14 protein-coding genes are annotated in these 12,398 nt (G+C 68.7%); 10 read left to right on the top strand and 4 right to left on the bottom strand.

Annotated elements, in window-relative coordinates:
• Positions 1 to 96: 96 nt before the first annotated feature.
• Together ACIBHY_RS41810 and ACIBHY_RS41805 are read left to right on the top strand one after the other, a co-directional pair.
• Entirely contained in the window at positions 97 to 1,371 is a 1,275-nt protein-coding gene (locus ACIBHY_RS41810; protein ID WP_397309618.1) for a hypothetical protein, read from the top strand.
• Positions 1,371 to 2,174 carry a class F sortase gene (locus ACIBHY_RS41805; protein ID WP_397309617.1) on the top strand — a complete coding sequence of 268 codons (804 nt, stop codon included), beginning with the start codon at positions 1,371 to 1,373 and terminating at the stop codon, positions 2,172 to 2,174. The genes ACIBHY_RS41810 and ACIBHY_RS41805 overlap by 1 nt, the downstream gene beginning before the upstream one ends.
• A 37-nt stretch (positions 2,175 to 2,211) precedes the next feature.
• Here ACIBHY_RS41805 and ACIBHY_RS41800 read toward each other — a convergent pair whose 3' ends face one another.
• Positions 2,212 to 2,829 (bottom strand): hypothetical protein, encoded by a 618-nt coding sequence (locus ACIBHY_RS41800; protein ID WP_397309616.1) that lies wholly within the window; start codon positions 2,827 to 2,829, stop codon positions 2,212 to 2,214.
• Between ACIBHY_RS41800 and ACIBHY_RS41795 the strand changes: the two genes are divergently transcribed.
• The 7 genes from ACIBHY_RS41795 (at position 2,816) to ACIBHY_RS41765 (ending at position 8,291) form a co-directional block, all read left to right on the top strand.
• The gene (locus ACIBHY_RS41795; protein ID WP_397309615.1) at positions 2,816 to 3,595 is read left to right on the top strand and encodes a hypothetical protein; all 780 of its coding nucleotides are present in this window, start codon (positions 2,816 to 2,818) and stop codon (positions 3,593 to 3,595) included. The two genes, ACIBHY_RS41800 and ACIBHY_RS41795, sit on opposite strands and share 14 nt — an antisense overlap.
• Positions 3,596 to 3,597: 2 nt before the next feature.
• Positions 3,598 to 4,323 carry a class F sortase gene (locus ACIBHY_RS41790; RefSeq protein WP_397258240.1) on the top strand — a complete coding sequence of 242 codons (726 nt, stop codon included), beginning with the start codon at positions 3,598 to 3,600 and terminating at the stop codon, positions 4,321 to 4,323.
• Between the two features lie 10 nt (positions 4,324 to 4,333).
• Positions 4,334 to 5,002, top strand: coding sequence for a hypothetical protein (locus tag ACIBHY_RS41785; RefSeq protein WP_397258238.1), 669 nt, complete (start codon positions 4,334 to 4,336; stop codon positions 5,000 to 5,002).
• Positions 5,003 to 5,035: 33 nt separating this feature from the next.
• Positions 5,036 to 5,299, top strand: coding sequence for a hypothetical protein (locus ACIBHY_RS41780; RefSeq protein ID WP_397258236.1), 264 nt, complete (start codon positions 5,036 to 5,038; stop codon positions 5,297 to 5,299).
• Between the two features lies 1 nt (position 5,300).
• Positions 5,301 to 5,750: a hypothetical protein gene (locus ACIBHY_RS41775; protein ID WP_397258234.1), complete on the top strand. Its 450-nt coding sequence runs from the start codon at positions 5,301 to 5,303 to the stop codon at positions 5,748 to 5,750.
• Between the two features lie 92 nt (positions 5,751 to 5,842).
• Positions 5,843 to 6,988, top strand: coding sequence for an acetyl-CoA C-acetyltransferase (locus ACIBHY_RS41770; protein ID WP_397309614.1), 1,146 nt, complete (start codon positions 5,843 to 5,845; stop codon positions 6,986 to 6,988).
• 124 nt (positions 6,989 to 7,112) lie between these two features.
• The gene (locus tag ACIBHY_RS41765) at positions 7,113 to 8,291 is read left to right on the top strand and encodes a tyrosinase family protein (RefSeq protein WP_397309613.1); all 1,179 of its coding nucleotides are present in this window, start codon (positions 7,113 to 7,115) and stop codon (positions 8,289 to 8,291) included.
• Between the two features lie 103 nt (positions 8,292 to 8,394).
• Here ACIBHY_RS41765 and ACIBHY_RS41760 read toward each other — a convergent pair whose 3' ends face one another.
• Entirely contained in the window at positions 8,395 to 9,348 is a 954-nt protein-coding gene (locus ACIBHY_RS41760; RefSeq protein WP_397258228.1) for a helix-turn-helix transcriptional regulator, read from the bottom strand.
• A gap of 45 nt (positions 9,349 to 9,393) precedes the next feature.
• Between ACIBHY_RS41760 and ACIBHY_RS41755 the strand changes: the two genes are divergently transcribed.
• Positions 9,394 to 10,461 carry an epoxide hydrolase family protein gene (locus ACIBHY_RS41755; RefSeq protein WP_397309612.1) on the top strand — a complete coding sequence of 356 codons (1,068 nt, stop codon included), beginning with the start codon at positions 9,394 to 9,396 and terminating at the stop codon, positions 10,459 to 10,461.
• A gap of 76 nt (positions 10,462 to 10,537) precedes the next feature.
• Here the strand turns inward: ACIBHY_RS41755 and ACIBHY_RS41750 are convergent, their stop codons facing one another.
• Complete coding sequence (locus tag ACIBHY_RS41750; RefSeq protein WP_397258225.1) at positions 10,538 to 11,425, bottom strand: carbohydrate ABC transporter permease; 888 nt, start codon at positions 11,423 to 11,425, stop codon at positions 10,538 to 10,540.
• Positions 11,426 to 12,346 (bottom strand): carbohydrate ABC transporter permease, encoded by a 921-nt coding sequence (locus ACIBHY_RS41745; RefSeq protein ID WP_397258223.1) that lies wholly within the window; start codon positions 12,344 to 12,346, stop codon positions 11,426 to 11,428.
• Positions 12,347 to 12,398 lie beyond the last annotated feature (52 nt).

Raw genomic sequence — 12,398 nt, 5'->3', positions numbered from 1 at the left:
ACCGTTGGTATGCCTGGGTGATCGGAGTGACCCATGAGTCGGTGGCGTAAGGCAGTGGTTGCCTCTTCGGTCGGATTAGCGGCCTCCGCGGCTTTCGTGGTCGCGCTGTCCAGCCCCAGCCAGGCGGCCACGCTCAATGTGACCTACCGCTGCGTCGGCGGCGTCGCCGGCACGCTCCCGGTCGAACTCGAGGCGGGCGTCACCCCGAAGATCAACTCTGCGGGCCAGCTGGAGGTCGGCTGGTCGCTCAAGTACCTGGGCGATCGCCGGTTCGGCTCGCCCGGCTTCTTCGCCGAAGGCTCGCTGCTCAGCCTGGAAGGCGTCGTCGACATCACCGGCGCCTGGAACGGCTCGCTGCACCCCAAGGGTGGCAAGGAACAAGAACTGCTTGTCCCCGGCACCCAGATGACGCTGCCGGAAGGACTGTCGGACGCCGGTTTCGTGCAGCGGCCCGGGAAGATCCGGGTGAAGCCGGGCGCGCTCGTGGTCAGGTTCACGCCCGCGCAGGGCGAGGTGATGGTCAACAACCACCGGCCGGCGATCGAATACACCGGCGGCTGGTCGCGCATCACCACGGAGGAAGAGTTCGGCGACCACCTCAACGACCTGCACACCACCACCGCGGTGAACGAGGTGGCGAAGCTGGCGTTCACCGGCACCCAGGTCGAGTACATCGGCCGCCGCGAGCGTGACCTCAGCCCCATCCGGATCCGCATCGACGGGCAGCCGATCACCGACCCGCTCGTCGAGCCCGGCAAAGACGTCAACGGCACCCCGATGACCGGAACCAAGGCCAAGGAGGTCCTGTGGACCTCGCCCGAGATGGCCTACAAGCCGCACACCATCGAGGTTGAGAACACCGCGGCCGGACGCGCCTACCTCGACGCCTTCAAGGTGATCACCGGCGCGCTCTCCGAGCCGCCCAAGCACCACGAGGCGACCTGCACGATCACCAGCGGTGGCGGCAGCATCGACGTCGACGCGCCGGGCACGCCCAGCAGCCCGCCCCCGACGACACCCACACCGACCGGCACGCCGACCGGTACGAACAGCCCCACCAACACCCCGACGACCACGCCGCCGAACAACAACGGCGACAACAACCAGGACCCGTGGCACGTCGGTGTGGTGCCCGGCGCGGTGAAGACGCCGACGACACGTGCCTCCGCCTCGCCGACCACGACCCGCTTCATCAAGGCCCAGGTGGTCAAGACGCCCAAGGGCGGGGTGGACACGGGTGAAGCGCCCGCGGAGGCGACGGGCGGGCCGTACGGGCTGATCGCGGGTGGTTCGGCCCTGCTGCTGGTCAGCGCGACGGGCGGCTTGCTGGTACGGCGGCGCCGCGCCGCGCACGCCGGAGGAGCGAAGTGATGAGTGAGCGGAAGAAAGCCATGAACCGGGCGCTGCCCGGACTGCTGGTCGCCGGCTCGCTGGCCGGAGTGGTCGCGGTGACCGTAGGCGTGCTGCAGCTGGCCCCGAGAGTGGAAGGCGGCCCCGGCGGTGTCCTGGCCGGAGCCGCCGGCCCCAGCCAGGCCGGGAACGGCGAGCAGCCGACCCCGATCGAGATCCAGAACGCCGGCGCCTTCATGCTGTCGCCGACCGTGGGCCCGGGCGGCAAGGACGTTCCGCTGACCCCGGCCAGGCTGGAGGCCCCGCCGCCGCTGGCCGCCGTCCCGACCGTGGCCCCCATCCCGCCGGCGAAGAAGGCGACGAAGAAGGCCAGGCCGACGCGGATCAAGATCCCCAAGATCAAGGTGAACGCCCCGATCGGCGCCGTGGCCCTCGACTCCAAGGGCGCCCTGGGCGTCCCCTCCCTGGCGAAGCCGAACCTGACCGGCTGGTACCGCGACAGCCCCATTCCCGGCGGAATCGGCCCGTCGATCATCAACGGCCACGTGAACACCCGCAAAGGCCCCGCGGTCTTCAACCGCCTCGCGGAGCTGACCAAGGGCGACCCCATCTACGTGTACCGCTCGGACGGCAAGGTGACCCGCTTCACGGTGAGCGGCATCGAGCAGGTCAGCAAGTCCACGTTCCCGACGAACCGGGTGTACGGCAACACCTCCGACGCCCAGCTCCGCCTGGTGACGTGCGGCGGCGTCTACAACAAGTCGGCCCACAGCTACGCCGACAACGTCATCGTGTATGCGACCCTGTCCAAGAAGAAGGGTTGACCAGTTCTTGGTTCCGGTTTTCAGGTTTACAGGAGATTTACAGGGTCAGTTCGTACGATCTCAACCTAACCGTGACCAATCGCTGGAATCCTGGTACGCCTGTTGAACCTGCGCTGAAACGGAGATAGACAGTGCTGACGTCCAAGGCGCGGCGCCGCCTCGCCCAGAAGACTTCCGCCTTGGGGCTGGCAAGCACCCTCCTCTTCGTCGCCGGTTCCACCTTCTTCCACTCGACCGCAGCGGCGCAGTCGAACATGACCTCGACCTGTACGGCCTCGACGACCACTGACGCCACGCTCAAGGTCCCGATCGGCACGGGCACCGGCGACAAGGGCCCCAAGTCGGTCCCCTTCACCTGCACCGCCGGCACGATCACGAACCAGTCGATCACGGTCAGCATGAGCACGGTCGCGAGCTCGGTGACGGCCGGCGGCAGCTTTGACGTCACCTTGGAGATCCCGGCGCTCACGCTGGCGACCGCGCCCACGACCGCCTCCACGGTGAACGTCGGCTGGACGCCCACCGTCACCGGGGGCACGGCCGAGACCGGGACCAAGCCGGGCGGGGCCACCACCGCGCAGTCCACGACGGTCCCGGCCAAGAGCGTGGCCTTCAAGATCACGGCAGCGACGACGGGCACGATGGTGGAGATCAAGCCGGGGTCGCTGAGCTTCACCATCGGCACCGGGGGCGGCAACGGGACCGCCGAGATCGTCGAGTACACCTGTACGGCCACGAACACCGCTGACGCCGAGTACCCGGCATATCCCGACATCAAGGTGGCACTCACTCCGCCGGCCGCCGTGGCCAACACTGAGGCCAGCATCCCGTGGAGCGGGGTCATCCAGACTGGCAGTGACACGCTGAAGGTGCCCGTGGGCGCGACGTCCAGCACCAAGTTCATCGTCACCGTCAAGGCGAGCGGCGCGGGGGCTCCCGCTACAGCCTCAGGTGAGACGACGATCACAGGCTCTGCCGGTGCGGACCTCGCACTTCCGACTTTGCTCAATGTCAAGATTAAAGCGACCACCGCAGGCACCGTCACGCTGACGCCAAGCGATATCTACATCGGGACCTCGACGACGAACTCGCTGGTCAAATGCTCAACGACACAGGCGAACCTCAAGACGTACACCATGACCGTCACTGCGGGTAACGGGACCACGCCCACTCCCACGCCGACGCCGACCCCCACGACCACCACCCCCAAGCCCACCAAGACCACGACGAAGTTCGTCACCGAGACGCCCAAGGACAACAACGGGAAGGTCACCAAGACTCCCAAGGCCGGGGCGGACACCGGTGGCGGTGGGGACATGGGGCCTGACGGGCGGATGTTCATTCTCACCGGTTCACTGCTCATCCTGGCCGCGGGTGCCGGTGGGCTGATGGTCCGGCGGCGCGGGCTCAACCGGGGCTGAAGGTGACCGGGCAGGGTTCTCAGGGTGGCGGCGGGCTGCGGATCACGCTGATTCTCGCGGCCATCGCCGGGGTCGTGACGGTGGTGGCGGGGCTGCTGATCGTCGCGGGGTCGCCGCAGGAGTACGGGCTGGCCCGGGACAGTCTTGATCTTGGGGCGCAGCCGGACGGCAAGAACACCGGGGCGCCGCAGCAGGCGTTGTTCAAGGCGGAGCCCACGGTGCCGCCGCCCCTGCCGCCGATCAATCCGGCGCCCGCCATGCTGCCGTCCACGCCCAAGAGGATCGTGATCAAGCGGCTCGGCATCAACGCGCCCATCTCCTCGATCGGGCTGGACAAGCGGGGCGCCATCCAGGTCCCGTCGATCGACAATCCGAACCTGGTCGGCTGGTACCGGCACGGGCCGACCGCGGGTGAGGCGGGGCCGTCGGTGATGCTGGGGCACAAGGACACGCGGCGGGGCACCGCGGTGTTCAGCCGCCTGTACGAGATCCGCAACGGCGACACCATCGAGGTCAAGCGGCAGGACGGCGTGACGGCGGTGTTCACCGTGGGCGGCGTGGAGCAGGCGGCGAAGACGACCTTCCCCACCCAGCGCGTCTACGGCGATCAGGGCGACAACGCCCAGCTCCACCTGATCACCTGTGGCGGCTACTACAACCGCAACATCGGTCACTACACCGACAACATCATCGTCTACGCGACAATGACGAGCTCCTACAGAAGCTGAGGACACGCGCATGGGCTGGATGGCGAAGCGGCGACTGCGTACTGGCCCCACGGCGGCGGTGTCCGCCAAGCCGGATCCCGCCGAACTGCTGCGGATCGTGCAACTGGCCGACCCGGACGCCCGTGCGGACGGCGGTGACATCCTGGCCGCCGACACCAGGATCCACGCGGCCGTCGAGGCTGAGCCCGAGCTCGTGGGCGGCGAGCTGGAAACGGTCTGGGCCCTTCGGGTGGCGGCCGAGGGGCCGCTGCCTTTCGACTACTTCGACCGTTACCTGGCCGAGGGCATCGCGTTCCGGCTGGGCGGGCTGGCGGTGTGCCGCGGTGAGGTGAGCGATCCGTCCGACGAGGACGTGCAGCGCGGCGCCGCGGTGATCCTGCCGGTACGGCCGGCCGACGAGGAACTGGCCGAGTTGCTCGACGCCGAGCCCGGTGAGGACGACGCCTTCGAGGGCGCCGGGTTCCGCGCGGTGGTGGTGCCCCTGAAGACGCGGCCGCCGGCCGTACGGGATCTGCTGCCTTTCGCGACGGAGCTGACGGCGGTGGAGTTGCGCGGCGACGACCTGGAGAAGGTCGGGACGCTGGCGCTGTCGCTGGCGGAGGGGCTGCAGGGCATCGCGGTGGACCGGTGGTGCTTCCGTATCGACGCCCCGGACGACCTTCTAGCTCCCGAACGCTGAACGCTCCGGGAAGTCGTGTGTATAGTTGTGTGTATGGCTCGAAGGAACGTCTACATCGACGATGAACTCGATGCGCAGCTCAAGCGGCATCGGAAGCTGAATGCCTCGGAGATTTTCCAGAACGCCGTCCGAGATGCCATCCTCGCCAGCGAGATGGACGACTATGTGGACGAGGTGGCGGCGGAGCTGGCCGACCAGGGGGTTACGGACGAGGAGTGGGAGGCCGCGAGGACGTATGCCCACGAGCTCATGGCCCGTGTCGACGTAGCGCACGACCCGGGCAGGATGGCCTGTTGACGTGCGACGCCTGATACTCGATTCGGGGGCGGTCACGTTTCTGGCGGACCGTACCCCGTCGGCGGTCGCTTTGCTGCGCCATCTGCGTGAGCGGGAGGTGTGGCCACCGGTGATCCCGTCGGTCGTGTTGGTCGAATGCCTGACCGGTAGCGCGGGCCGAGACGCCAAGGTTCTGCGCTTTCCGCCCGCTCGGAGCCCTCTGACAGATCTTCCGAAAGATCTCGCCAGACGGGCCGCAAGCCTGCGTACCAAGGCTCTCGCGAGCATGGCACGGGCAGACCGAAAGTCGTTGCCTTCGGCGGTGGACGCACTGGTGATCGCGTATGCCGAGGCGGAGGGGGCGGCACTGGTGCTGACCGGGAACGGCAAGGACCTGCGGCCGCTGGCCGAGCAGGCGCGTGGTGTTCGGGTCGCGGTTCTCGCGGAGGTGTTGAAGAAGGCGCGTGTCTGAGGTGGTTGAGGCCGGTTCGGGAGGCCCGTAGAGCATCGTTCTGTTGTAGTCTGCCCAGTAACCGAATATTGCTCGGTTTCATGGAGGGCACTGTGGCAGAGGCGTACATTGTCGGGGCGGTCCGGTCCCCGGTCGGCAAGAAGAAGGGCGGCCTTTCCACCGTCCACCCCACTGACCTGGCCGCGCAGACGCTGAAGGCGCTCATCGACCGCACCGGCGTCGACCCCGTCGCGGTCGAGGACGTCATCATGGGCTGCGTCATGCAGTTCGGCCCGCAGAGCATGGACATCGCGCGCAACGCCTGGCTCAGCGCCGGCCTGCCGGAGACCACGGCCGGTGTCACGATCGACCGGCAGTGCGGGTCCTCGCAGCAGTCGATCCACTTCGCCGCGCAGGGTGTCCTGTCCGGCACCCAGGACCTCGTGGTCGCCGCCGGAGTGGAGTCGATGAGCGTCGTGCCGATGGGCTCGTCGATCACGGCGGCCCTGGAGAAGGGCATGCCGTTCCCCTTCGGCGAGATGTGGGTCGAGCGGTACGGCAAGCAGGAGATCTCCCAGTTCCGGGGCGCGGAGCTGATGTGCCAGAAGTGGGGTTTCACCCGCGAGCAGTTGGAGCGGTTCGCCTACGAATCGCACCAGCGCGCGGCCAAAGCCATCGCGAACGGGCACTTCAAGGACCAGATCGTCCCCGTCAACGACGTGCACGACGACGAGGGCCCCCGCCCGGACTCGACGCTGGAGAAGATGGCGGGCCTGAAGACGCTGAAGGAGGACGGCGTGATCACCGCAGCCACCTCCTCGCAGATCTCCGACGGCTCCGGCGCGCTTCTCATCGCCTCGGAGCAGGCGGTCAAGGACCACGGGCTGACTCCGCGCGCCCGTATCCACCAGCTCGCGCTGACCGGCGACGACCCGGTGTACATGCTGACCGCGCCGATCCCGGCCACCCGGAAGGCATTGAAGAAGGCGGGCATGTCGATCGACCAGATCGACGTCACCGAGATCAACGAGGCGTTCGCGCCGGTCCCGCTGGCCTGGATCAAGGAGCTGGGCGCCGACCCGGCCACGGTCAACCCGAACGGCGGCGCCATCGCCCTGGGCCACCCGCTGGGCGGAACCGGCGCGATCCTGATGACCAAGCTGCTGCACGAACTGGAGCGCACCGGCGGCCGGTACGGCCTGCAGACGATGTGCGAAGGCGGCGGCCAGGCCAACGTCACGATCATCGAGCGCCTGTAGAGCACGGCAGGACGCCGCCCCGGGGCACCGACCCCGGGGCGGCGAACTCCTGGAATGATCTTGCGCATACTCAGCCCAGTTCTAGAGGGATCTCCGGGTAGCAAGATCGCGAAGGAGGTGCCTCATGTTCGGTGCCAGCAGGCGGCAGGTATTGATGGCGATGGGGGCGGTGCCGTTCCTGGCCGGTCCGCCGCCCGTCGACGGGTGTGTCGAGCTCACCCACAAGGGCCGCAAGATCAAGATTTGCCCGTCGGGGCACGAGATGCACGGCCTGCTCAACAGGTCGGTGTTCGTCGACGGCGTCGCGCTGGAGATCATGGAGCAGAACGGCAGGTTCATCAGCGAGCTGAATCTGTACTCCGGCCACCGCACGCTCAAGGGCGCGGCGATCGAGGCGGTCGAGCTGCTGCGCGGAGCCAAGCTGGTCGAGCGGCCACCGGCGCCGAAGGTGAAGCTGGAGCAGCCCGACTCCGGCGGCCGGCGCAGGGCGGCCCGCCTGCGCCAGAACGCCGCAGCGCTGAGCGCCGCCGAGAAGTCCGCGCTGGTGGACGCCTTCCTGCGGCTCAAGCGCAGCGGCGCCTACGACTACTTCGTCGACCTGCACCGCAGGGCCTTCGCCGAGCACGGGTGGAACGCCCACATGCACGCCGGTTTCCTGCCCTGGCACCGGGCGATGCTGGTGCACTTCGAGACTCAGCTGGGGGTGGCGCTGCCGTACTGGGACTGGACGGTGCAGCAGAGCGGCGGCGCGACGCCGTTCACCACGGACTTCCTCGGCGGCAACGGGCGTCAGGGGGACCAGCAGGTGATGGAGGGGCCGTTCGCCTTCCGCCACGGGCAGTGGCCGCTCAACGTCCGCGAGGACAACAGGGAGTTCCTGCGCAGGGAGTTCGGCGTAGGGGCGGACCGGCCGTCCGGCGCCGGGCTGGTCAGCCAGGCGATGGCCACCTCGCTCTACGACCAGGCGCCGTACGACTCCTCGGCGAGCGCCGGCTTCCGCAATCTCGTCGAGGGCTGGCCGGGCGGCCCGGTCATGCACAACCGGGCCCACGTGTGGATGGGCGGCAGCATGCTGCCCGCCTCGGCGCCGAACGACCCGGCGTTCTTCCTCAACCACTGCTTCGTGGACAAGCTCTGGGCCGACTGGCAGGCCCGGCACGGCTCGGTATCGCATTTCCTGCCGGGCGAGCTGATCGACGTGCCGGTGGAACCGTTCGGGAGCGAGGTCGGCTGGACGGTCACGCCGCGCCAGCTCCTCGACCACAGCCAGTGGTACACATACGGCGACGCCCCGGCCCTGTGACAAGCAGGGCCGGGGCGCCGGCGGTGTTCGCGCCCATGGCGTGGAGGCGCTTCAACTACCCATCCAGGTAGTGGCTCTTGGTGCTCCGACAGTAGGGGAGCGATCATTGAGGACGCAACGGGTTATCGGCCGACGCCTGGAGTCTCTCTCCCAGCGTGCGGATGTGCTCGACGAGTTCGGGCGGCTCGTGCGTCTCGAAGCGGAAGCCGAGCAGCCCCACCCACAGCGCCAGCTCGTCCAGGGAGTCCGAGCCGGTGCTGACCACGCAGGTGTGCTCGTCGATCGGCTCGATCGCGCCGGAGGTCGCGGTCATGCGCTCGCTCACGGCCGCGGCGGGCCCGTGGACGGTGAAGCGGCCCTGGTAGCGGTACGGGGCGCTGGCGATCCGCCGCGAGGTGTAGCCGGCCAGGTCGTCGGCGGGCAGCGGGCGGGGGGAGAAGCGCGGGCCGTTCGGGGTGCGAAGGGTGAGCCGGTCGACGCGGTAGGTGCGCCAGTCGCGCCGCTCGACGTCCCATCCGACCAGGTACCAGCGCCGTCCTGAATGCACCAGCCGGTACGGCTCCGCCGTACGCCTGCTCGGTGTGCCGTCGTGCGCGCGGTAGTCGAACCGCAGGCATTCGCGCGCCCACGCGGCGGCCGCGATCGCGGACAGCACGCCGGGATCCACCGCGGGACCGCCCAACGGCATCGGCACGGTCACTGTCTTGAGCGCGTCGACCCGATGCCGCAGGCGGGAGGGCAGCACCTGCTCCAGCTTGGCCAGCGCCCGCACGCAGACCTCCTCCAGCCCGGCCACGGTGCCCCCGGCGCCGGTACGCAGCCCGATGGCCACCGCTACCGCCTCGTCGTCGTCCAGCAGCAGGGGCGGCAGCCGCGACCCCGCGCCCAGCCGGTACCCGGGCGCGCCCGCGGTGGCGTTGACCGGGTAACCGAGCTCGCGTAGCCGGTCCACGTCGCGCCGGACGGTACGCATGGACACGCCGAGCCGTTCGGCCAGCTCGGCCCCCGACCAGTCCCGGTGGGTCTGCAGGAGACCCAGCAAAGAAAGCAGCCTCACAACCTAGGACGTTACCTGGCCTAGGCGATTTTTAGAGTCGTCCCCATGAAGCCCTTCTCCATCGGCATCCCAGACGCCGACCTCGCCGACCTGCGCGAACGCCTGGCCCGCACCCGCTGGCCCGACGAACTACCCGGGACCGGCTGGTCCTACGGCGTCCCGCTCTCCTACGCCCGCGAGCTCGCCGGCTACTGGGCCGACGGCTTCGACTGGCGGGCCCAGGAAGCCGCGCTGAACGCCCTCCCGCAGTTCACCACCGAGATCGACGGACAGAACATCCACTTCGTCCATGTACGCTCCGCCAAGCCGGACGCCCTGCCGCTGATCATCACCCACGGCTGGCCCGGCTCGTTCGTGGAGTTCATGAAGGTCATCGAACCGCTGGCCCAGGACTTCCACGTCGTCGCGCCGTCGATCCCGGGCTTCGGCTTCTCCGGCCCGACCCGCGAGACGGGCTGGGACCTCAAGCGGGTGGCCAGGGCGTGGGCGGTGCTCATGGAGCGCCTCGGCTACGAGCGCTACGGCGCGCACGGCACCGACACCGGCTCGGTCATCGCTCCGGAACTGGGCCGCGTGGCACCGGACAAGGTGGTGGGCGTGCACGTCAACGGCGGCCTCGGCTTCCCGACGGGCGACCCGGCCGAGCTGGAGGGCCTGACGGAGCCCGAAAGCGCACGCATGGCGATTTATCCGGACACGGAGGCCCTCGGCTACGCCATGATCCAGTCGACCCGGCCCCAGACCCTCGCCTACGGCCTGCACGACTCCCCGGCCGGCCAGCTCACCTGGATCGCCGAGAAGTTCCACGAGTGGGCCGGCGTGGAAGTGGACCGCGATCAGCTTCTCACCAACATCAGCGTCTACTGGTTCACGGGTACGGCAGGCTCGGCGGCCCGCATCTACAAGGAGGGCGCCGCGGCCTGGGGCGGGCAGAGCCCGTACTCGGGAGTGCCGCACGGCGTCGCCGTCTTCCCCGGCGACACCGGCGTGCGGCGCATCGCCGAACGCGAGCACAAGGTCGTGCACTGGGCGGAGTACGACCGGGGCGGCCACTTCCCCGCCATGGAGGTGCCGGACGTGCTCGTCGCCGACCTGCGCACATTCTTTCTCTGACCAAGAACGCTTCGGCCGCCGCGGATCGCGCGGCGGCCGAAGGGCGGGCGGGAGGAGGTCGCCCGCTGAGGGTGGCCTACTTGATCGAGCCGGCGGTGAGACCGCCGACCACCTTCCGCTCGATGAGCGCGAACAGGATGATCACCGGGATCGTGGCGATCACCGATCCGGCGAACAGTCCCTGCCAGTCCACGGAGTACTGGCCCATGTAGGAGTGCAGCGCCACGGGCAGCGGCTGGTTCTCCGGGCTCGTGGTCAGGGTCAGCGCGACGACGAACTCGTTCCACGCGGCGATGAACGTGAAGATCAGCGCCGTGATCACGCCGGGCATGGCCAGGGGGAGCGTGATGCGGAACAGCGCGCCCATCCGCCCGTTGCCGTCGATGAAGGCCGCCTCCTCCAGCTCACGGGGGATGCTGGAGAAGTACGCGTTGAGGATCCAGACCGCGAATGCCAGGTTGAACCCGCCGTTGACCAGGATCAGCGACCACACCGAGTCCACCAGCCCGAACTGGAAGAACTCCCGGTAGATGCCCACGACCATCGAGGTCGGCTGGAACATCTGCGTGACCAGCACCAGGATCAGGAAGAACGTGCGCCCCCTGAAGTTGTGCCGCGCGGTGTAGTACGCGGCCGGCAGCGCCACGATCAGCACCAGCAACGTCGAGCCGATCGCGACCTGCAACGAGACCAGCAGGTTGTCGGCCAGCCCGCCCCGCCAGAACCCGCCGATCGCCGACAGGTCCCAGGTGTCGGGGAACCACTGCGCCGTGCGCAGCTCGTTCTGCGGCCGCAGCGCGATCAGGACCATGACCAGGTACGGGAAGAGGAAGACGAACCCGATCAGGTACGCGAGCCCGGCGATGAGCGTCGTCTTGACCCGCGGCATCGTGTGCGGGCGGCGCGGGCGCTGGTGGTGGTGCCGCCGCCGGCTCAGCGGGGCGGGAGCGGTCTGCGTGCTCACCTACGCCACCTCCTTGTTCCAGCGGGAGACCCGCAAGAAGATGATGGTCAGCACGATGACCATGCCGAAGTTCACCACCGACATCGCCGCGGACGCCCCGATGTCGGAGCCCTTCAGGATGTACATGAAGATCGTGGACGTCGCGGTGTCGTAGCCCGGCTGGCCCTTCGTCATCGCCCAGATGATCGGGAAGCTGTTGAAGACGTTCATGACGTTGATCAGCGCCGCGACGGTCAGCGCGGGCCGCAGCAGCGGCAGCGTGATCGACCAGTAGGTGCGGAACTTCGAGGCGCCGTCCATCCTGGCCGCCTCGTAGATGTCGGCCGGGATCGTGGCCAGGCCGGCCAGCAGCGCGTACGTCGTGAACGGCACCGACACGAACACCGCCACGAAGATCAGCCACGGCATCGCGGTGGAGGCCTGGCCGAGCTGGTCGGCCGAGGTGCCGCCCATCGCGCCGAGCAACCCCAGCGAGCTCGGCTCGATGCCGAAGGTGTCTTTCAGGAAGACGCCCAGGTCACGGCGGATCAGGTTGATGACGCCGACCTCGGGGTCGAGCATCCACTTGAACACGATCGCGGTCATCAGCACCGACGCCGCCCACGGCGCGATCAGCGCCCAGCGGGCCAGCTTGCGGCCCGGAAACTTCTGGTTGAACAACTGCGCCAGCAGCAGGGAGATCAGCACGGTGAGCACGACGACCGCGATCACCCAGATCACGCTGCGGACCATGATGTCCCCGAAGTCCTTCGAGGTGAAGACCTTCGTGTAGTTGTCGGGGAAGTTGCCCTCCCGGACCACGCCGAACCGGCTGATCTGCAGGAACGACGACCGGATCATCTCGATCACCGGCCAGATGACCACCGCGGCGATCAGCAAGACCGCGGGCCCGACCCAGGCGAGCGGCTCCAGCTTCTTCATGCGAACCCTTTCTGGAGGTACGGCAGGCGCCCGGCACCGAGCCGCCTGCCGT

This window comes from Nonomuraea sp. NPDC050547, assembly GCF_044457345.1.
Classification (GTDB): domain Bacteria; phylum Actinomycetota; class Actinomycetes; order Streptosporangiales; family Streptosporangiaceae; genus Nonomuraea.
Note: the sequence above shows the minus strand (reverse complement) of the source record. Positions and strands in the feature narration are given on the sequence as shown.